The sequence below is a fragment of the Desulfobacter sp. genome (genome assembly GCA_028768525.1).
Lineage (GTDB): Bacteria > Desulfobacterota > Desulfobacteria > Desulfobacterales > Desulfobacteraceae > Desulfobacter.
On the sequence record CP054837.1, the window covers coordinates 5077629 to 5099316 of the forward strand.

Genomic DNA, 21688 nt, shown 5'->3' on the forward strand with positions numbered 1-21688 from the left:
TTATGTGGCTTACAAATATCTGCGGTTTTTTCTGCTATTTTGCCCAGTAAGATTGGTTCCGTTGTAGTTCCATGATGGCTGGCACTTATTAATTAATATTTCTTCTACATAATGCCGTAGAGATTCAGGATTAATCTCAACAAAGGAAAACGCTATATCATGACCTTTAGTAACTTTTGACATTACTTCATCAAATTTTGACCCTGTACTTTTACCTGATTTAGTATCTTTATTGCGCCAAATAAGATGTGAACGTATTCTTTGTCGTGTACCAGTCGATTTGACCTGACCTATATATTTCAGTTCCCATTCTTCGTTTGGTTTTGCCGAAAATATAATATATATCCCACCACGACTCTCTATACTTTTAAGAAGCTTTTCGTTTAGAGAATCAATCTCTTTATATAAATCTTCCCATATTTTTTTCCCACTTCTTTGTTTTAGAACCTCAGGATATGTAACCTCGATAATATTGTTCTTTATTTTTGTACGTACGCTATTAACCAAATCTATTAAGTGTTCATCAGATTTTATATCTGCAGTTTCAAACATGACGTAACCTTCTTTTCACATAACAACCCAAATAAGCGGTTTATCCGTCTTCATTTTGATTGTTGAGTGTTTGCTCTATCCAGTTTACGCACTTTTTTTGTTCATGCGTAAGCTAAAATCATCCTTTTGGTCCTCAGAAATTATATTGAGTATTTTTCCTTCATCAGAGACAAAACCAAGGCAAGCAATGTCTTTGTTATTGGAAATCGACAGGAGTCCAGCATATTGACCGTCACTTTCCTTTTTCCTTTTATATCTACCGCTAAAAGTTGAACCAGAGATACTCCCTGTGAGTTCAACCTTATATAATTCTGGGTTTAGTGCTCCGATAGGCTCTTTCCAGGTTGTGTTGATTATTTTGCTCGAGGAATTAAGAGTTATGCTCTCTCCAGTATCTAACGTCCATTCGCCATCAAGGCTATCAATAGATCCAAGATATATTTGTTCTGTATAACTTCTAATCTGTTTTTGCCTATCAAAAGATTTTTTAGTCAACCGATCCCATTTTTCATTTTCTTCCTTTTTCTTTTCCGCAATGCTACCTAACAGGCTATATACATTTTCATGGGGCTTATCCATCAGGGAGGCATCTTTAGCAATTCTTTCTGCTTCTTCAGTGAAACCAGCATCTAAGAGCAAATACCCTTCATTTGCCATTGCCAGTGAATTTTTAAGCTTTGATGATTCTTTATAGTTTTCTACCGCCTTGATTGCTAACCCAGCCTCCTGCGCTCTAACTCCCAAATTATTTAGGGCTGTAGAATTGTCCTTATCTATACGAAGCAAGGTCAAGTAATTGCTAATTGATATTTCCTCAATTTCTTGTTCACTCGCGCTATAAGCTGAATTAAATAATTCATCTCTATTATTTGCATCATATTCTAATGATTTATCTTTGCAATAGACAGCAAGATTATTATTCCCTAACGATTTTTCTATAATAGCAAGAGCCGCATAAATTTTCGATTTTTGAATATCTTCCTGAATTAACGTCAACCTTTTGATTAGAATTCTTTTGGCCTCTTCAATATCACCGTCTCTATCCAATGCCCGAGAAAGGTTTACAATTGAATCAGTAATCAAGTGTTCTGATGTGATTTCACTGATGGCATTTTTCCATAGCTGTATTTCTTTCTTCGTTTGTCTACTATCGTGAAAACAAAAAGAAAGCCAAGTTAATGTATTATGTTTAGTTTGTTCGGTTTTAGATGACCTTGCCAATTCTTCAAGCTGAGAAATTGCTGTGTTGTCTTTTCCCTTCTCAAATAAAAAATAGAGGAAAAAAGCTTTGTTTTCTTCTAACTTAATTTCATCCTTTTCATCAAGTGCGTATTCTTTGAATACCCGTTTTGCATCGTCAATTCTTCCCTCGCTAAAAGCAGCATGCATTTTGCCAAACCAAGTTGTCTCCTTCCCCACCTGATCGATTTCATCTTTGCCTTCTTCTTTAATTGTCAATTTTTCGACAGCACTATGCGGTTTTGCTCCTGTTGCATCTGCAATTTTGGGAGATGTTGCCTCAATACCAATTTGAGATTCTCCCTTTTTATATGTTAGGCTTGTTAATCTATTTATAAGATCTGAAATCGCCTTTCGACACGTAAAGACCAAGTGATCAACGACAAATATTTTTTTCCTTCAACGACAATTAAAACTCCCGTTCCCCAACCTGCGTAACCATTTAATTTCATTAAAAAATACTTGCAAAACAATTCTGATTATGTTTTTTAAGACCATCCTTCCGGAGGATAAGGCTATGCTGGAGAGCAACCTGAGCGCCGAGAAGGTGACTGAAGTATGAGGGGCCGTATTTTCCACGTACGGCCTTTCGCTTTTTGCTCTCATACTTTGGTCTATAATGCGCTAAACTCCGGGGGTTTGGGGGCTGGCCCCCATTATAATCCGGTAAAAAGTCCTTTTAATTACCATCACAAAACCCGGTTCTTCCATGGGTTAAGCCCTCTATCGATAGTATCCGTCCGATAGTGCTTGCTGACGGCATTGGTTCAATATTTTCCGCTTCCATCTCCTTGCTGATAGCACCGGCACCGCAGTTCAGGCCTCGATTGTATAAATCCAGTCGGATCATTTTAATAATCTCAACAATCTCCTGCCTGGTATATCTGGTCTCGATCATTATTCGGCCTCCATTTTAGCCTGTTCCATGCGATAGCTTTCCACATTCAATTCAAGGATGATACTGTGATGAACGAGTCTGTCGATGGCTGCTGCCGTTGTCATAGGGTCCTTAAAAATCTGTTCCCACTTAGAGAACGGAAGATTGCTCGTGATCATCAGGCTGCCCTGTTCATACCGTTCCGCCAAAAAGGTAAACAGCACTTCCATTTCTCCCCGGCTTTGTTGGACATACCCAATGTCATCTATAATCACAGCATCAAACCTGGAGAGGGATTTGAGTTTTTTGGTTAGCTCAAGATCCCTTTTGGCAATCAGCAGATCCTGGACGAGCTGACTGCATGAGATAAAAAGAACCTGCTTACCCTTTGCAATTAATTCATGGCCAATGGCACAGAGCAGATGGGTTTTCCCGCTACCCGGATTACCAAAGGCCAGGATGTTTTCACAGCGCTCTAAAAAAGCGCCGTTGACCAGGACACTTAAATGATTGGCAACCTTTAAGGGGAGGCGCTTTTTATCAAAATTCTCAAATGTCTTGGAAGATGGCAACTTGGATGCCCTCAGGTTACGTGATATCCGGTTCTGCCAGCGGACTTCGCATTCGAGACTCAACAATTGTAAGAGGTACTTTTCATATCCCCATGCCTCCGCCCTGGCCTGATCCGCCATTTCTTCATAACTGCGGCGCATGGTCGGCATATGGAGGCTTTTAAGATTGGTGTCTATCTGATCCCGATCATTGATCATGCCGCCACCCCCTTGAGCAATTGGTCATAACGAGTCAAATCAACTGCCTGGATATGAACATCATCCGGCCTGCTGACAGAGGCGTTGGACTCAATAAGGCGTTTAACAGCCTCTTTGCTGATTTCCTGATCCTCGTTTATTAGAACCATCAGGGCGCTGTCTACTGCCACCTCGCTTGTCTTTGCTGCCAGGTATAATATTTTCAGATACCTTGCTGCTGAGCTTTTAACGGTATAACGCTTTCTTAAATGATCGTAGGCAATCCGGAACCGGCTGGTGGGGAACATGGCATTACGATAACGATAATTTTCAAATGCCCCCGGTTTTTTGACCAGGCTGTCAATGATATGCCGGTAATTGATTTTATATTTGCCCTCACCCCGCAACCTTGGCAAAGTATCGACCTTTCTCTGGCCGTACCAGACCTCCAGGCATTCCATGTAGAGGCGGACCTGGATATTTTCTCCTATGAGCCTGCTGTCTACAGAGTAAACGTTGTGATTGACCCGAATGGTACTGCTGGGACCAACCTTTAAATCCATCTTTTTACATGCATCAAGCCGGCGTTTGGGCAACCGGTGTAGGAGATCCAGTTCTTGTGTAAACCGTTTCCTACGACCGGCATTTAGCTGTGCGAACAGTTTGGCCAGGAACAAGTCATATTCTTCCCGGTCTTTAAAATCCCGGTGTCCTCTCAGCATCAGGGCCTGGTCAACGGCTTTTTTGAACCGATAATTGCGCTGCTCCACGTCTCCATTTTCATTGGGGCTGGCAGGGTTAGTTTTGCAAGGAATGATACCGTAATGGTCAACAAGATCCTGATACCTGCTGGTGAACTCCTCAGGGTGACTTACCTTGTTAACAGCGGATGTCAGACAATCGGTGCGATGTTGCTGCGGCACACCACCAAGTTCCCATAGGGCATTTTGCAGGCCCTGGCTCAGGCTTTCGAAACTCTCTGAAAAACAGACTGTACCTGTCTCCCAATTGGAATAGGTCAAAACAAAATGGTAGATCAGGTGGTCAAAAGGGACGCCGCCTATAGTGACGCCCAGTTTATCCATGTGGGTGAAGTCTGACTGGCATAATTCGCCAGGCTTATGAATTTGAGCAAAAAAGATTTCTTTGGGCGGCCCCTCTGTAGCACGCCATTGCTTTATTCTCCGTTGCAGGGTCCGTAATTGTCCATCGGCGAACCGGCCGGGGTGTCTGCGTTGCAAATCCTCAAACAGTGTCTTGGCCTCCAGACCTGGATTTATGGTCAACATGCCTTTGATACCATCCCAGGTCTCCTCAAACGGATCTTTGCGTGTGCGCCATGTATGATCCGTTTTGAGTTCACTCGGCAACTTCCCGTGTTCACGGTACTTTCGAGCTGTTTTTTCATCCATTCCAGCTTTCATTGCTGCTATCCCGAAACTCTTCTCTGACTGAATCAACTTGAACAACCTCCTCACTTGCTGGTCCGTTACCATCCAAATCTCTCCTTCTGTTCAATTTGGATGTTTCTACCATTTTTTTTGATTCTTAAATTTCGGGAATTTTAATTGTCGTTTGGCGGGAATTATAAATGACGCTGATCAACCAAGAGCATTAACAAAAAAACAATCATATTTTCGGATAAAAAAGTGGTTAGAATTTTAAGAGTTTCAATATACTCACTTGGTTGATCGCTCATATCACCTCGTTTTCTTTAATTTATGTTACCAGATCTTAATATAGCTCAGCTTACATATAGATTCTATGCTCATAACAAATTTAAACCTCTTATATTCATAATTCTTTCTTACCTGTGACTTGCCCCCTTCTTTAGTACAACCCGCAATGTTAGGAAGGCTCCGAATTTTCAAAATATTGTTGTTGTGTACCACTTCCTTTGCTACTTTTCAAATACCTGCCCAGGGGATAGGGCAACGCTGGGGAGCGACCCGAGCACTGCGGCAGGTGCCAATACGGATGGGCCATGTTCATAGCGTGGCCTTTTCCTTTGGCCCATCCGGATGGCCCGTAGGCGTTAAACCCCGGGGGCTTGGGGGCAGAGCCCCCATATAAGATTGTTCCCATTCCTTTCTAATGTTTTCCGGTGTCTGATATCCCAGGCTGCTATGCAATCTTTTCGTGTTGTAGTACTGGCGCCACGTCTCTATGATTGCCCTGGCATCCGGGACGGAATAGAAGACCTCCTGATTCAGACATTCGTCTCTGAACCGGCTGTTAAAGCTTTCTCCAAAAGGATTCTGCCATGGTTTGCCTGGCTCAATGTACTTGGTTTTCACCCCTTGCTCTTTGAGCCAGTCCTGGATTTTATATGCAATAAACTCAGGCCCATTATCGCTCCTGATGTATGTTGGAACCCCACGGGTTGCAAATAGAATCTGCAAAACGATTTTCACCTGTGAAGATGGTATTGAGGTATCAATGTGGATTGCCAGGCTTTCTCGTGTATATTCGTCAACCACCGTTAAAAATCTCAGCCGCTGCCCTTCAAGGCAGGAATCTTCCATGAAATCATAGGTCCATACATGATTGGGATACTTCGCTGATATTGGCAGCGTTGTCCCCTTGCCACGCCGCCTCTTGCGCCTGACCCTCGGCACGCACAGCCCTTGTTCCTGCCAGAGCCGCTCGACTTTCTTATGATTGATGATCATCCCGGATCTGACCAACTGCATATGGGCCTGGCGGTACCCATGCCTCGGATACTTACCAGAGAATGTTCTTAGCCAGATAACCAAAACAGTGTCATCCCTTGGGTTTGCTTGGTATCTGTAGCTTGACCGACTTATCTTCAAAAACAGACATGCTTTGTATTCTGAAAGGCCCCGTTCCGTCATAGTATGTACGGCTTTCCTGCGATCCGGGACCTTTACCACTTTTTTGAGACCACCGCCTTTAGAGCATCAACTTCGAGGTCCCGTTCAGCCAGGAGCCTTTTTAATCGTACGTTCTCCTTCTCCAACTCTCGCAGCCGCTTTACATCCGGAACGGACATGCCACCGTATTTCTTTTTCCAGCGGTAATAGCTTTGCTCGGAGAATCCTCCCAGCTTGCAGAATTCAGCGATAGGTCTTTCCTGTTTCTCGGCTTCAAGCAGAATTTTGACGATCTGTTCTTCAGAATAGCGTTTCTTTTTCATCTTGATCTCCTTTTTAGCTCGGAGATCCTAACATATCACATTGTACTGTTTTTGGGGGGCATGCCCCCTGGGTTGAACGGTTGAGCTAACTTGCCGGGCCGAGGGGCTGACGCTTGTACAGCGCTACCAGCAAACCCGCGATACTTACCCGGTCAAGTTCAGCGATTGGTTATGTGGCTGTTTGTTAGCCTTAAAAAAAATTATCAAACAAGTTACCGTATTTTTTAAAAAGGTGATAAGCATATGCCACAGATATTGCGAATCCAATAGTACTTGCAATGAATCGATGAATATTAAACGTTTCCTCACGATACCTAAATTGGCTTTGAGATGGATACATACCGAAAGTAATAATTTTAAAGAATAGCCAACCAATTCCACGAAAGATATTAATAGAAAATGTATGAGCTGCATCGACAAGGCCTTCTACTATACCATCAATCATGTTCTATATTTTCCTACTTATAATTTTTTGACACATAACACCTCAAATAACCGGCTTGCCCGTGTTCATTTGGATTGTTGAGATTTGTAATGCAATCAAGGAAGTTTGACGCCAGGCCCTACACATTACCCAAACCATATTATTAAGTTAATGAAATTTGTTCACGTATTTTTCGAATGCATGAAAAGCTGGTTCTGCTGCGAAATCGAGTATCACCCGATATGCCGGATCATCGTCTGGTTTTGGAAACAATCTTTCAAAAGTAGAAGTTGTATTATAAACATTTGGCCGAAGACGAAAAGCGCATATCACACACTCTGCAAGACGATTCTGGTGATCAGAGTGTCCACCAAGAAAGAATTTTGCCTGCTGTGCGATTGGTCGCTTTGCTCGAAAACCAAAGTCAGCAAGCTCGTGACAGTCATGCAACGATTGGTTAGTGGAGCGAGTAACCATCTGACATGCGAACACCACGGGCCAATGTAAAGGTTCGGAAGACCAATCTTTAGGGACTATATTTTTGTATTCTGACTTACCTCTATCATTGTATGTGAATTTATGTGTTGCAAACCAAGTTGCCACATCAAGGCTTAAAGTAACATCAAGACCATGGCTCGGGAACCCATAATGCTGAGCCAAGGCCATTAGAGCGTAATCAATCTTACATGTTGGAGAGGATAGTTGTTTCCGCCATTCATGCCGTGCTGTCTTGTTCGACAATGTATTGTTAGAGTAGACGCGTTCTTGGAGATAGTGTCGAAGTGCAAAGTGCAGGGTATCATAGTCAAAGCCATGCCTACTAGCTGATGTCAACAATGACGGTTCCAAATTACATGAATCAGCAAATAACAAACTTTTGACCCGATCTTCGCGTTCTAGTTCATAGAAGCTTGTTTGTCCCCGAAAAAACACTCCATTTTTATCTATGGAGGGAATCTTGTCTACGAGTGAACGCAGTTCATTTAGGCTTGTTACCTCAATCACTGGTGCGCTGTAATGTTTACAGCGAATAAGAGCAACCTGATCAACTCCAGCATAAAAGTCTGCATAATGATCGCGTAGTACTGTATTGGCACCCAGTAGTCCTGTACTTTCAAGCACACGAGCTGTAAAAGGTGATCTGTAGTATTTATCAAGAATAAACCCAGGTAGCTTATTTTTTGTCTTTTCATTGATATCTAATGTATTGGGAAGATTGACGGCATTGACTTCATCTATAGGAATTGATCCGAAAATAGGCATATCTATCCCTTGGGCTATCAATAAAGGCAAAACAAGGCTGGCCGGTAGTGCAACTATTCCACTTTTATCCAGTGCATCGGAATCTGCATTATTGTAGCCAATTTTTTGGGCATAACTACGATTCGTGTTGCTGTCTGAGAGCTGTTGCTGTGTCGCGAAGAGAGAAAAATATTGGAAGTTCGTACCGCCCGCTAACCATGCGCCAAGGGAAGCAAAAGCATAATGCACCTGTGTTGGCATTTGACGTGGATATTCCGAGAGGAGAGTGTTGGTGAGTGAGGGATTTATTGATTTTCGCTGCTTATCTGTAGCAGCCGTGAATATCTCAATTAAACCGATAATTTGTTTGAATAATGTAGAATATGCAACCGGCCAGAGCCCCTCTTCCTCCCATATTAAATGATTTTCTGTTTCATAGATACCAAATAATCCAGGGGTTTTAGCCATCTCTAAGAGTGCTTTTTTAGTGCCTGATTGAACAATTGAATTCGATTGGGCCAAAAAATTGGCGGTTGGAAAAGGGACATCAAGGTTGCGTAACAATCCTCTTAGGCTGGCTACAACTATTGATCGTTTTAAGGGATTTATTGGAAGAGGGAATCTTATAAAGGATTTACGCTCAGACTTCTTCAGAGTCTTCCCAAGCAACTCAAGATCTGCTGCTAAGTATGGAAAAGTTATGTCTGAAAAAACACTTAAAAATATGTCAGCTTCATTTATCTTCATGTATTTCTCTCATAGTCGCAGCATTCTGTGGTTGAATTTGTTTTAAGTCGATACTCAGATGCTTAATCATGTTATTACAGTTGTTCATTCACCCTGTGAAGGGATACGGAAAAACAATAATGAAATTATTAACATCATCTGGAAAGGCTTATAATTTTTTTTTCAACTTACCAATGTTGACCAAGCACTAATGGTATTGAACCGGGCTATTTGAAGTTCAGCGCCCCTCACCAATAACAGATCAAGTACACATGCCCCCGGTGCGGGCGTTTTTCAGAACATTTCTGAAAAATTTTATCCCTTTGTCCATTCCCCTGGGATATTTTGGAAAAATTTCCGACAATGGGACCACCCATTGGGTTGGAATTTATTTCCAGTAAAAACTTGAAGGGGATTGGTAAAATTCCGACCCCCAACAATAGAAACGCCAGTGCTCATGGGGTTTTTCGGAACAATAGAGTTTTTTCATAGTCATAGTCAACACTCTTAACACTGCTCTTCTGCGGTCGCGCTTTTTGCGACCCGTAGCAAGAGCATGGTTGGGAAACAATTTAAAAGTACCGCTCGAAAACCTAATAAGATAACATCAAAATTGTCAATAATTTCAGTCATGACAGATTGTTGCGATGGACAGGTATTTTCTTGTAAACGACGCCATAGGTCCTGATCACCAGGCGGCATCTCGTACATAAACGGAAATCAAAAAACAATGAGACCATTTCTTTTTAGGACAGTTTTATGTTTTTTTCCAACCAATGTTCCAAAGCATCAATACGAACGAAATGCGACAAAACTTCATAGGGAGGGTACCGCATCCACCAGTAAATATCCCGGCTCACATAAATTTCAACAATTGATAGAGAACTATCTGAATCAGCCTTAGGCCATTTCAATAATGTCCGTACCCTATCAAAGTTTTCTTCAACAAATTTACGCCTACGTTCAATTTTGGCAAATTGACCGCGTTTGAATCCCCTACCAAAAATACGCTCTCGAAGTCTTCTGGCATCCTTTATACAAAACGGCGGTTGATTATATTTACACTCAATCAATAGCCATTTATTTTTATCGGGATAGTACGCTAAAACGTCGTAATCACCAACGTCTTCAAATCTTTCTTTTGGGAAACGTCTCTTAAAATCAATGCCGCTTTCAATATACGTGGCGAATCTTGAGCAAACTTCATAAGTTTTAGTTTCAAGGGATGATTCTATTTCTTTTTTAATATTTCTAATTGCAATTTTAATGTTTTCCCATTGAAAATCAGCAGGTAAATACCCATTAACTATTTGGCCCTTCCATATACTCAATGATTTATTTACGAATGTGGGGCCCCATGAAAGATTCATACCGTCTTGAGTTGGGACTAATGGGCGAATCGCATATCTATGACCACGTTTTCTGTGTTCCCAAACAGGTACATCAGATTCGACTGTATCTTTATTGATTAGACGACGTATTTTTTGAGGGTCAAGAGTCATAAAAGAAACAAGTTTTTCCGCATTTTTCTTATCCAAATTATCTATTGCACGGACTAACTCATTAATAATGTCATTCGGCTTGGCTGTATAGCGAAAAGCCAAATCAGACTTTCCCCTCGTAGTTTGCCAATGAGATAATACATAATGTGCTTCAAAAAAATGTGTAAAAGTGAAGCCTGTGTCCTTTATATAAGCATCATCAAGAGTAGATTGAACCTCTTTTACGCTTCGTATAAAATTTGCTTCATCTTTTTCATTCAATCCAAGCCCTAATTCAGCTTCAGACATTTCTAATGCAAATGCACGTTCCTTCTCCTCCCGATTTTCAGAATAAAATACTTCTGGGATATAAAAATCATTGATATCAAGCCCTGCAACTTCCAAGTCGTTGTGAAGAATATCACTTGCTAAGTATAGAACAAATAACCAATCAATATTTGCCATCAATTTAACTACATCATCGGGGGTGGGGTTTATTGCCCCAGAAGTTTGCAAACTTGCAGAGCACTCCAGAAGGTAGCGCAAATTCCTGGTATCTTTGATATAATTATCTTTCGTCTCCCATAGTTCTTGTCTTCTATCATAATCGACCTCGTGCTCAAGGCTATGTCTTAATCGATTGATTTTTTCGTGGTATTTTGCAGTGTGGGAGTCTATCAGTTCTATAGAAATTTGTATTATTGAATCTCTTTCAAATCGATCTATTTTTCGATGGATGAATTTTCTATAGGAATCTCTTGAAGAGTCAATCATTTTCTTTGCTTCTTTTAATTCAAATCGTCCAGGTTTAAGCCCTTGCTCTTTTAAGACTATTGCCAAATCTTTCCGAGCTCCTTTATAATGCCTATCTTCGGGAATAATTGGATTAGCATGGTCTGGGGCATCGACCTCTCTTTGAACAGTTGTCAGAGAAAATCTGTGCTGCCTATTTTTCGTTTTTTCTAAAGAAAGAGTGACTTGATCATCAATGGTTTGATCGATTCTTTTTGAAACATTTGAGAGCCATTGTATCAGGGAGTAGGACTCAAAGGATGCATCTAAAGGTTTTTTCAGTTTTGAGAAAACCATAGACAAATTCACATCGACAGACACCTCAACCATATCCTTTTTATCTATTACCCTCCAATTTGAAAACAGTTCTTTCCTATAATCTCCGGTCCCATTTTCGCCTTCTTCTGAGATTAAAGCGTCTTTATTCGGAAAACACTTAGTAACAATGCTTTTATTCTTAAAAATTGGAACTTCATTAATTAAATCTGCTCTTTCAGATATGGAGTCTGCAAGACAATGAGCAAAAAGTCCAAGAGTGCGATTATTTGTTTCATCATATAGATCTACCTCTATTCGAAAAAGGAAATGAATTCCACATTGCCCTATCGAAGTGTACCACGAATACCAATACCCGCATTTTGTAGTTAAACATTTCAAACGATGGTTTTCTGAATCAATAATAGTCCAGTTATATTTCTCACCATATGGTAAGCTTACAGGAGCTTTCTTCCAAAACTCACTTAGTTCTTCATAGCGCCAATTAGATCCTGTATGAGGATCTAAAAAGAGCATATCTGGGTTTATTGCCCCATCAATCAAAATCTCGTTAGTGTTGCGGAAAGATCCTAACTTGTCACTAAGACCAGACATTGGCAGCATCAAATTTTTGCTTTCATCAACATAGTCCCAAAAACGACTGAGCTCTGAAAAATCTTTTATTGAATCAAATAATGTTACAAAATCATTAAGAAAAACAATTTTCGATAATTCTAACTTCGGAGGCTCGTGAAATCGTGTATCTAAGGAGGTTGAAACTGCAACAGCTAAAATGCGAACGTCTTTAACAGCTCCTGATGTACAAAGTTTGAGTGCTTGGTTTGACTCTTTGACAAGAACGCCCCACTCCCCGCCACCCAATATTAACTTTTTTACATCCCGCTCAATCTGAACCAAAGAAGTTAGTTGTTTTTCATGAATTACTACAACGAACTCAATCCATGATTCAAAAAAAATTACAGATGCAAAAGTATAAGGAAGTTGAGAATTTTTTGATAAAAGCTTAAATGGATCTGTAAAGATTTTCCGTTTATCCATTCGTTGCTTTAAATATTGTGCTATATTTCGAATTACTGTGATATCGATATTGCTATTCTTAGGATCTATACGATCAGACCAAAATTGAACGACCACAGACAAAGCGGACCGCAAAGATACGGGATACAACTCACCAGCAATGTCAATAAAAATTGCGGGTAACACTCCCCCAGTCATAACTAAATCACTGAATTCCGTCATGTTTTTTACAGAATTGACTGCACCCTGCTTAATTATCAAATCAGGGGTAAGTTTCCAATTATCGCAGAAGTTATCTTTAGTTGTTGCTAAAGAAGTATAACATTGCTGCCAAAAAGACTCTGATGGTGTTGAAATGTCTCCAGGTGAGATACCTGCTATATTTCCAATATCTTTCCTGTTAATGTTTGAAATTACATAATCTTGAATTTTCTGAGCTATAACAAGATCGGCTATAGCATTTTCATACGAACTACTACATATTTTAAAGGCTTCAACAAAATCAACAATTCGCTCTACAGGACCACCATAAAAAATATTAGATGGCGTTCCTTGTATTAGTGTTTTTATATCCCCCCAATCTGGTTCTGGGAGGTAATCCTCAAGCATAATAAAACTCGGCAGAACCTCATACACCTTTTCAATAAACTCTTTGAAGTTGGCGTAAGAATCTATTTTTACTTTTGGGTTAAATTGATCAGAGCCCATTGAAGCAAATGTTGTTAATGCGAACCAGTGCTTTACAGGGCTTCCTATATTGGGTAGCCACAGTTCAGAAACACCAAGCGATAGCCAGATGTCCGTTGCATTATATTTTGAAAAAAGCTTTTTTAGTTCAATATTAGGTTCCTTCAAACTATCGTCGATAGACTCCCCACTAAATGAAGCATTTGGAAAATCGATCATTTCCTGATTATGATCCGGACTTATGGAAGCATTCTTCCTTGCTCTATTTTGTTTTTGTTGTATAGCTTTCTTTTTTTTGATCGCACTGCTTTTTTTACGTTTCTCATGTTTTTTTTGTCGATTTTTACTTTGTTTTTTCTTTTTCATATATATAGATCCATTATCATTTCTGAAAAACGGCTGTGGATTGCCAAAATGCGATCATGCATAATATCAAGGGAATACAGGCTTTCCAAAATTTAATCAGCCTTATTCCACACTCCCAAAAAAGAACTTACAACATCACCGGTGAAACCCGGTGCATGTTGATTGTTGAATTTTCCTTCAAGGGTCAAATAAAGACCTGACCACTTTTCTTCACCTTTTCTACCAACAAACTATCGTTTCGCCCCAGCCATATTCGCACCAAGGGCATTTGCCGCGTCCATGGAAGCCCCTCGAAGATTTGCCTCACTAAAGTTTGTATCAGTGAGATTTGCACCAATAAGAATTGCACCTTCAAGGTTTGCTTCCTCAAGGTTCGCCATTGATAGGTCAGCCCTTACTAGATTAGCATAACGTAAATTAGCTTTACGGAGATCTGCCTTTTTGAGAATAGCATCTGGGAGAGATGCCTCCATGAGGCTTGCTTTATTGAGGCTTGCCTGAGAGAGGTCGGTTTTGCTAAGATTTGCCCTATCCATTTTCACTCTTGTTAGGTTCGCCTTTTTAAGGTTTGCTTCAGTTAATATAGCTTCTACCATATTTGCTTCCATGAGATTCGTTCGCTCAAGATTTGTATGAGATAGCATTGCTCCATAAAAATCCTGAAAAGCAATGTTTTGATTTTGAAGGTCTATATATCCAAGAGACTGAAAACCAATTGTGTTTTTACTCTCTGCTCTTTGGGTTCTGAGTAGGTTCATCCAATTACCGAATGCCGAGGATGATATTATTTCAAAGTCACTGATTTTTTTTGTAATTGAAGCTAAAGTGAAATGGACTGCTAAAAGTGCCTCTCCTGAATTTTTAAATAATTTTATTAGATCATTAAAGTGCAAATCTTCTGACATGGCTATTATAGGTAAACCATGATTAATAACATAAGAGATCAATTTACTTATTGATTTCTGATATTTTATCAAGTTCCCCACTTCTATGAGTTTAAATTCGTTTTTTAGGTATTTGAGAATGTCTGAATCTAAAGTGGTTTGAGAATAAAAACTTAACCATTTTTTGAGAATTCCTTCTATCTCAAATTTTCTGGTTGGGTCGTCATCGCATAAATCGAACTCATATTGAACATCCCTTAAAAAACGACATAATCTTTTTGAGACCAAATATTCAGAAAAACTCTTATGGGTAAATTCAAATGTATCGTTTCCGTGAATCTTATAGTCACTTTGTCTAAAATAAAAGGCTGTGAGTAGTCTTGTAATGCCTGCTTTAGCCCCTTCTTTGAATATTTGAATGTGTTTTTTTACTTTTTTATTATCACAATGCTCCAAGATATTTGAGATGTGAGCTCGTCGTTCACCGTTTTTCCACATGGTTAACGCTATTTCTTCTAAAACTCTAACAAATTGATTTTCCTTTAGTTCTCCAACAGTTTTACGACCACTTTCATATTGTCGCTCATATACCTCTTTAATCAAACCTCTATAAATTTCATTTAGGTTGGTGTCTTTAGAGAAAGTAACCTGTCCACTAATATAAGTTAGTGCAACTAAATAATTTAAAAGGGGTTGGGCAGTTACTTCATCAATGGATATTTCTGAGATTTCATCTGGTACAGAAGTAAAATTTTTTTTTGTTAATCTCCCATAATTTTTCCACCACAATGCTCGTTGATCCAATTTAAGCAATTTTAAGGGGCCAGCATGATGGTCTTTTCTCTCGAAATAATAAGGCAGAATATGCGTAATTTGTTTTTCCTGAGTAAGCTGATTGTAAATTGACTGTATTGCTATAGGACGTCCTGTGATTAGCACTTGATGTTTGAAACCTTGTTTGTTTCCATCAGGTATGCGAAGTAAAATTTCCTCTACAAAAGAATTAGCTCTATCCTGAGCTGCTTTGCCTTGAAGTGCAATTTCATCTAAACCATCAAAAATTATCAAAAGTCTTTTCTTCCCTATTTTAGGGTCTAAAGGATTTTGATGGATAAACCTATTATACTTAACGAATTTTTCCATACCATCAATTAAAGTGACATTTATGTCAAATATATGTAGTGGTATATAAACTGTTGTAATATCGGTGGTATTTGCGATTCTATAAGCAAAAATTTTGGCAAATGATGATTTACCAGACCCCGGCCCTCCACTTAGAAAACGAATACATGACTTCTTAGAAAAATTTTTAACCCACTCATTAAAATCTGTTTCAAGGTCAAAAACAATTTTTTCTGTTAGGATGTCCCCATCAACCTTACTTTCGTGATAGCCCCTAAGAGGGATATAAATTTGTTCAAGGCCAAAATGTTCTGCAAACATTCGATCTTTAATTTGTTTTTTAAGCCATTGATTATATAGTTGCCACCCTCTACTTTCATCAGTAGCTTTTATAAATGGCGTACTATAAAAATCCAATAAAGATTGATATCTTTGATCATTGTTCCATTCGTCATTCAAAGCAAAAACGAAAAAGTCATTAAATCTATTTGAAATCAAATGAGCATCGTTTTGTTTGACTCCAAAGTCAATAAACCATTTTTTTAGTAGTGGCCTTATTTTGTTTAAAAATTCTGATTCACCCGGTCGATTAAAAAAGCTACGATCAATTGTAATTTCTATCTTTTCAAATTCGATTTCAAATTTTTCTGATACTTTCTCAAAAGTTGAACTATCAAATTTGCCATCGTACAAATCCTCATATTCTTTAGCTAAATTAAAAATGGTTGAGATAAGTGATTTATAAATTAATAGAAAGGCAATTTCTCCTGGTTTTTTTGCGAAACCTGATCCATTAATCGTTTCAATAGCAGCTTCACCAACACCGGCCCAATCGAACGAGATTCCCTTTAAACCGATCTTACCTAACCCAGCAAATAGTTGTTCTCTTGGTATATCAATTTCTCTTTTCCAAACAGAAATCGGTTTTGTAATCTTAAGCTCATTAGCTCCTAATTTATATATATCTGTCACTTGAGAATCCCTAAGCTTAATTGATATTAACTAATAACGAATATCCATCCTTTTTTGAACTGTACACACAAAATTATGATACGTTTTTTATATTTTTGTTTTTAAAAACCTCATATTCTTTTTAAGAGAACAATATGATGTGTGGTTCTGTATATCCCCTTATTATCCAACCACTAACCGTATATCTTGAAAATTTGAATGTTATCCAACCAAATGAAGACAGGCTGGATTAATTACGAAAATCAAGACTGTTGAAGATTAAACATCCCAAACAGCGAAATGCAAGAGTAAATTTAATGCCCTGTTAAATTTCCTTTTCAGGAGAATGAAAAGAATTTACAGCAGCCTTAGTTTTTCAGAAAGCCAATCGATTCAATAGACGCCTTTTCATATTTTTTGTTGTAATTTTGAAATGTCAGATAATGCTGTTTGAACCCCGGTGTGTAGGCCTTGGGCGGGGAGGGGGCGTAAGCGGCTTTTGAGGAGCCGATTGCCAACGGCCGTGGACCGCGATTACGGCGCGGGAAAGTAGGCGGAAAAAAGAGAAAACATCAGGGGGATGGAGATAAGCAGGGTCAGATAGCTGGCCACAATGAACTGGTTGGTGATGGCAAAATCACCGCCCTGGCGCTGGGTGACGATGGGTATGGCGGTGATGGGCGGCACCGTGCTCTGGAGGAAGATGATCATGGCGATGGGATAGGATGGTCTGATTACCAATAGTACACCCAAAAAAAACAGGGGGAATAAAAAGTTTTTTACCAATACGAATTTGAAAATTTCCCCTGTCTGAATCCTTCCTTTTTCTTTGAAATCCATAAAGATATTACCCCCCAGGATGATCATCACCAAGGGAAGGGCCATGGCGCCGATGAGGGAAAATTGGGTGGTGATGAATCCGGGAATAAAGCGCTGGGCGCCCAAAAGCCGGATAATGAGTGCAACCAGGGTCATGATAAGGGCCGGGTGGATGATCCGTTTCCAGTTGACCTCTTCCTTTGTCCGGTTGTTGAAGAAAAACCGGTAGGTACTGAAAAACAGGGCCGGGTGAAATGAAATAAAGAGAAAAAGCATCACCAGAAAGGTACTGTCCTGGCCGAAAAGGCCGGTAATAATGGCCAGGGGAAAGAATATACCGTTCTGGTAGAATAGGCTGATGGCAAATTCACGTCGGGTGCCGGGCTGTGAGATGAGCATGCCTGCCAGACTCAGGGCCAGGGCCAGGATGGTGAAAAATATCCACCAAAGGGGGATGGCCCACCAATTGGGAAAGGCCTCCAGGGTAAAATTTTTAATGATACTGATAAAGATCAGGCAGGGCAGGGCAATATCCAGGGCCAGGGGGGACAAAAAGCCCAGCACGTTTCCCGGCATGATCCTTCTTCCGATGATATAAAATCCAAGGGCGCCCAGGCCGAGAAGCACACCTACCGATTCAAAAATTGTCCAGAAAACAGTCATAATACTTTATCTTTGATGGCATTATTGGGGACAGAGTGCGTCTTGTTCATCATTGGCTTTTTCCAGGTCTCCGGGGGTGTTGATGTTGAAAAAAGAACGCAGGCCTGGATCGAATGATTTGAGCCGGGACCCGGGTATCCGTATGGTCGGCCCCCTGTCAAAGATTTCAACAATCCTGTAGGTTTCATTTTCAAGGCAGTCCTCCAGGTCTTTAACGCATTTTTTCGAGTATGCGGCGCATAGGGGCTCATATCCTTTGGGCATTTGGGGAACCACCACATAGGTTTCCGGGGTAATGTGGGAGAGCACCGCTTCAATGAGCCGGGGCTCAAGAAAGGGGGAATCGCAGGCAACGGCAAATGCAAAGGGAAAAGAGGCATGGTACAGGCCCGCATGCAGTCCTGTCATGGAACTTCTGACCTGGTAAATATCAGAGACAATTTTAAAATCCCATTCCCGGTACAGCTCAGGGGTGTTGGTTACCAGGATGATCTCCTGGAAAAGCGCCTTAAATATGCCATAGGTGTTGTCTATAATCTTTTTACCGTTGATTTCAATAAAGGCTTTGTTTCTGCCGGAGAGCCGGGTGCTCAGCCCGCCTGCCAGGATGATGCCGGTATAGGGATATGCCATAATATGATTACCTGTAGTAAGCGGTTGCTCCGTGTTTACCCCTGTCAATACATCAGGTTGGGCAGAAACAGAATGATCTGGGGAAAGAGAATCAGGATGACGATGCCCACGGCGGTGGTCAGCAGGAAGGGGAGGATCCCTTTGAAAATGGATTCCAGGGAGATGTCTCCGATCACATTTCTGGATACGCCGTATACCACATAGACGTTAATTCCCACAGGGGGGGTGATAACGCCCATTTCCGTTACCATCACGATGATGACCCCGAACCAGATGGGGTCGTATCCCAGGTTGACAACAATGGGATAGAATATGGGGATGGTGAGCATGATCAGTCCCAGCGAATCCATGAAGCATCCGCCCACAAAATAGATCAGCACGATAATGCCCATGATCATGAAGGGGGGAAGATCAAATCCGCCCACCCAGGTGGCTACCTCAAAGGGAATCCGGGTAACGGCAAGGAATTTACCGAAGATAACGGCACCGGCAATGAGGAACATGATCATTGTGGAGGTCTGGAGGGTTTCGTACAGGGATTTCACAAAGGCCTTCCAGGTCAGCTGCCGGCGCATGACAGATACGATGAGCACCCCAAGGACGCCCACGGCTGCCGATTCGGTCGGGGTGAAAAAACCGTAGAACAGCCCGCTCATGACCAGGAGGAAGACCACCAGGGTGTCGGCCAGGCCGGCAAGGGCCCGGATCTTCTGGGACAGGGTGAATTTTTCCCCCCGGGGGCCCTGGGTCGGATCCAGCTTACAGGTGGCCCAGACACAGATAATAAAGAGAAATGTCATGAGAAAGGCCGGGAAAATTCCGGATACAAAAAGTGCCCCGATGGACTGCTCCGTCAGAATCCCGTAGATGATCAGCACCACGCTGGGGGGCATGATCATCCCAAGTCCCCCGCCCGAGGCCACGGATCCTGCCGCAAGGGAGTCGGCATATCCGAACCGCTTCATTTCCGGCATCCCCACCGTGGCCATGGTGGCTGCCGTGGCCGGGCTGGACCCGCAGACCGCGCCAAAGGCGGTGCAGGTGGATACCGTTGCCATGGCCAGCCCGCCCTGGACATTGCCCAGGAAGCTGTATGCGGTATTGTACAATTTCCGGCTGATGCCGCCGTTAAAGGCCAGCTGTCCCATGAGAACAAACAGGGGGATGGTTGTGAGTTCATAGGAAGAGAACGAGTCGTAAAAGTTACTGGGCAGCATGGTCATGCTGCCGGAGAAGGAAATCAGGTAACCGAAACCGATAAAGCCGACCATGGTCATCACATAGGCCACGGGCATCTTGGTCATAAAAATGGCAAGCATGGTCACAATACCGATGATACCGACGGTGGTGGGGCTCATATCGTATTTTTACTCCTTTAAAAAGCGGGCGGTGATATCCCTTAAGATCATTAAAGCGAAAATCAGGAAACAAAAGGCCAGCACATAGACCAGATAATGCATGGGAAGCTCAAGGTTCATGGACCGCTCGCCCGATTCGGCCACGGAGCCGGCATAGATGAACATACGCCAGGTGAGCACTCCCATGATGGCCAGAGAACAGGTCAGGGTAGCTATTTTCAATCTGTCCTGAACGGTTTTTGACAGCAGCCGCACCAGTATTTCAACACCGATGTGAACATCCTTGATATGGGAGTAGGGCAGCGCCAAAGCAATGGCCAGTGTCGCGAATATGGCCACAATTTCTTCAGACCCGTAAATGGGGATATTGAATGCCCCCCGGAGGAAAACATCGGCACAGGTGACCGCACACATTCCCATGAGGCAGATGGCGGCAAGCACTTTCATTTTTTCCTGCAATTTATCCATGAGTACCCATATTTTTTTCATAAATATCCTTATAGAAAAGCAGGTGGCAACCGGGGTTGACTCGGCTGGGCGGGGGCTCCGGAAAGCGTCTGCCGTTTCCGGAGCCCCCGCCCGTGCCAAATGGGGTTATCCGGCCCTGGGGCCGGAAGGGGGCTCTATTTTGATGCAGCCAGTGTATCAATGATGAAATTTACAACTTCAGTTCCCTTGAGTCCTTTTTTATTTAATTTTTCGGCATAGTTCATCAGCTCGGGGCGGACCGCAGCCTTCCACCGTTTTGATTCGGCCGGGGCAAGGGTGATGATTTCTCCGCCTTTTTCCAGGAAGAAGGCCTTGCCAGCCTTGTCAATATCATCCCAGGCCTGGCCGTGTTTGACCTGCCATTCCTTGTTGATGTCCAGGATGACTTTTTGCTGCTCAGGGGTGAGCATGGCCCATTTGTCCTTGTTCATGGTGACGATCATGGCCGTGGTATAGGCAACCGAATTTTCAGCCACGCAGTACTTGACCACTTCGCCCAGCTTCCAGCCCTTATTGGCTTCCAGGGGATGGGCACAGCCGTCCACCACTTTTTTCTGCAGGCTCTGGTAGGCGTCCCGCATGCTCTGGGCCACGGGAGAGGCGCCAAGGGCCTTGACCAGTATGGTGCTCATGCCCGTGGAGCGAATTTTTTTGCCGGCCAGGTCCTCGAGGGAGTGGATGGGGTCTTTAACGGTGTTGATATATCCGGGGCCGTGGGCATGGAGGAACATCACCTTGGTGTCCTTGAATTCTTCAGGATCGAATTTTTCCAGGACGGCATTGGCCACGCGGGTGGCGGTGACGCCGTCGGGGTAGCCAAAGGGAAGGTCCACAGCGCCCAGAATCGGGAAACGGCCGCGGGAATAGGCCAGAACGGTCATGCCGATGTCCGCAACGCCCTGGGCCACGGCGTCATAGATCTGCTGGGGTTTGGCAAGGGTGCTGCCCGGGTAGTAGTCGATTTTGACGGCGCCGTTGGTCCGTTTCTCCACCTCTTTGCACCAGGAGTCGGCCAGGATGGACTGGCCGTGGAAGGGCGGAAAAAAGTTGGCGTAGGTCAGCTTTATCGTCTTTGCCTGAACCGCAGCCCCTCCCCCGAAGATCACTAGAATTGCTGCCAGCGCCATAAAGGTGATGATTCTCTTAGTCTGCATCTGTAAACCTCCCGTTATTTAGTGGCAAGA

Annotated in this window: 16 protein-coding genes; all 16 read right to left on the reverse strand. The window is 42.1% G+C overall.

Annotated elements, in window-relative coordinates:
* Window positions 1–9: 9 nt before the first annotated feature.
* Entirely contained in the window at window positions 10–552 is a 543-nt protein-coding gene (locus tag HUN04_22350; GenBank protein ID WDP92314.1) for a GIY-YIG nuclease family protein, read from the reverse strand.
* A gap of 84 nt (window positions 553–636) precedes the next feature.
* Complete coding sequence (locus tag HUN04_22355; protein WDP93372.1) at window positions 637–2082, reverse strand: hypothetical protein; 1446 nt, start codon at window positions 2080–2082, stop codon at window positions 637–639.
* 388 nt (window positions 2083–2470) lie between these two features.
* The gene (locus HUN04_22360) at window positions 2471–2689 is read right to left on the reverse strand and encodes a hypothetical protein (GenBank protein WDP92315.1); all 219 of its coding nucleotides are present in this window, start codon (window positions 2687–2689) and stop codon (window positions 2471–2473) included.
* Window positions 2689–3438, reverse strand: coding sequence for an ATP-binding protein (locus HUN04_22365; protein ID WDP92316.1), 750 nt, complete (start codon window positions 3436–3438; stop codon window positions 2689–2691). The genes HUN04_22360 and HUN04_22365 overlap by 1 nt, the downstream gene beginning before the upstream one ends.
* On the reverse strand, window positions 3435–4874 hold the full coding sequence (locus HUN04_22370; protein ID WDP93373.1) for an IS21 family transposase: 1440 nt from the start codon (window positions 4872–4874) through the stop codon (window positions 3435–3437). The genes HUN04_22365 and HUN04_22370 overlap by 4 nt, the downstream gene beginning before the upstream one ends.
* A gap of 531 nt (window positions 4875–5405) precedes the next feature.
* Window positions 5406–6272, reverse strand: coding sequence for an IS3 family transposase (locus HUN04_22375; protein ID WDP92317.1), 867 nt, complete (start codon window positions 6270–6272; stop codon window positions 5406–5408).
* A 32-nt stretch (window positions 6273–6304) separates the two neighbouring features.
* Complete coding sequence (locus HUN04_22380; protein ID WDP92318.1) at window positions 6305–6574, reverse strand: transposase; 270 nt, start codon at window positions 6572–6574, stop codon at window positions 6305–6307.
* Window positions 6575–6764: 190 nt separating this feature from the next.
* Entirely contained in the window at window positions 6765–7019 is a 255-nt protein-coding gene (locus HUN04_22385) for a hypothetical protein (GenBank protein ID WDP92319.1), read from the reverse strand.
* A gap of 147 nt (window positions 7020–7166) precedes the next feature.
* Complete coding sequence (locus tag HUN04_22390; protein ID WDP92320.1) at window positions 7167–8987, reverse strand: FRG domain-containing protein; 1821 nt, start codon at window positions 8985–8987, stop codon at window positions 7167–7169.
* 725 nt (window positions 8988–9712) lie between these two features.
* Window positions 9713–13585 (reverse strand): hypothetical protein, encoded by a 3873-nt coding sequence (locus tag HUN04_22395; protein WDP92321.1) that lies wholly within the window; start codon window positions 13583–13585, stop codon window positions 9713–9715.
* Window positions 13586–13815: 230 nt separating this feature from the next.
* Window positions 13816–16563: a pentapeptide repeat-containing protein gene (locus HUN04_22400; GenBank protein WDP92322.1), complete on the reverse strand. Its 2748-nt coding sequence runs from the start codon at window positions 16561–16563 to the stop codon at window positions 13816–13818.
* 513 nt (window positions 16564–17076) lie between these two features.
* Window positions 17077–18024 carry an AEC family transporter gene (locus tag HUN04_22405; protein ID WDP92323.1) on the reverse strand — a complete coding sequence of 316 codons (948 nt, stop codon included), beginning with the start codon at window positions 18022–18024 and terminating at the stop codon, window positions 17077–17079.
* 21 nt (window positions 18025–18045) lie between these two features.
* Window positions 18046–18657 carry a molybdenum cofactor guanylyltransferase gene (locus tag HUN04_22410; protein ID WDP92324.1) on the reverse strand — a complete coding sequence of 204 codons (612 nt, stop codon included), beginning with the start codon at window positions 18655–18657 and terminating at the stop codon, window positions 18046–18048.
* 44 nt (window positions 18658–18701) lie between these two features.
* Window positions 18702–20015 carry a TRAP transporter large permease gene (locus HUN04_22415; GenBank protein WDP92325.1) on the reverse strand — a complete coding sequence of 438 codons (1314 nt, stop codon included), beginning with the start codon at window positions 20013–20015 and terminating at the stop codon, window positions 18702–18704.
* A 9-nt stretch (window positions 20016–20024) separates the two neighbouring features.
* Window positions 20025–20504 (reverse strand): TRAP transporter small permease, encoded by a 480-nt coding sequence (locus tag HUN04_22420; GenBank protein ID WDP92326.1) that lies wholly within the window; start codon window positions 20502–20504, stop codon window positions 20025–20027.
* A gap of 134 nt (window positions 20505–20638) precedes the next feature.
* Window positions 20639–21631, reverse strand: a complete 993-nt coding sequence (locus HUN04_22425) for a TRAP transporter substrate-binding protein (protein WDP93374.1) — start codon at window positions 21629–21631, stop codon at window positions 20639–20641.
* Window positions 21632–21688 lie beyond the last annotated feature (57 nt).

What these genes read in the sequence shown, in the direction of transcription:
- HUN04_22380 (WDP92318.1), bottom strand. Translation starts at nt 6,574, where the DNA reads ATGAAAAAGAAACGCTATTCTGAAGAACAGATCGTCAAAATTCTGCTT.
- HUN04_22410 (WDP92324.1), bottom strand. Translation starts at nt 18,657, where the DNA reads ATGGCATATCCCTATACCGGCATCATCCTGGCAGGCGGGCTGAGCACC.
- HUN04_22405 (WDP92323.1), bottom strand. Translation starts at nt 18,024, where the DNA reads ATGACTGTTTTCTGGACAATTTTTGAATCGGTAGGTGTGCTTCTCGGC.
- HUN04_22425 (WDP93374.1), bottom strand. Translation starts at nt 21,631, where the DNA reads ATGGCGCTGGCAGCAATTCTAGTGATCTTCGGGGGAGGGGCTGCGGTT.
- HUN04_22415 (WDP92325.1), bottom strand. Translation starts at nt 20,015, where the DNA reads ATGAGCCCCACCACCGTCGGTATCATCGGTATTGTGACCATGCTTGCC.
- HUN04_22350 (WDP92314.1), bottom strand. Translation starts at nt 552, where the DNA reads ATGTTTGAAACTGCAGATATAAAATCTGATGAACACTTAATAGATTTG.
- HUN04_22385 (WDP92319.1), bottom strand. Translation starts at nt 7,019, where the DNA reads ATGATTGATGGTATAGTAGAAGGCCTTGTCGATGCAGCTCATACATTT.
- HUN04_22365 (WDP92316.1), bottom strand. Translation starts at nt 3,438, where the DNA reads ATGATCAATGATCGGGATCAGATAGACACCAATCTTAAAAGCCTCCAT.
- HUN04_22375 (WDP92317.1), bottom strand. Translation starts at nt 6,272, where the DNA reads ATGACGGAACGGGGCCTTTCAGAATACAAAGCATGTCTGTTTTTGAAG.
- HUN04_22420 (WDP92326.1), bottom strand. Translation starts at nt 20,504, where the DNA reads ATGAAAAAAATATGGGTACTCATGGATAAATTGCAGGAAAAAATGAAA.
- HUN04_22360 (WDP92315.1), bottom strand. Translation starts at nt 2,689, where the DNA reads ATGATCGAGACCAGATATACCAGGCAGGAGATTGTTGAGATTATTAAA.
- HUN04_22390 (WDP92320.1), bottom strand. Translation starts at nt 8,987, where the DNA reads ATGAAGATAAATGAAGCTGACATATTTTTAAGTGTTTTTTCAGACATA.
- HUN04_22395 (WDP92321.1), bottom strand. Translation starts at nt 13,585, where the DNA reads ATGAAAAAGAAAAAACAAAGTAAAAATCGACAAAAAAAACATGAGAAA.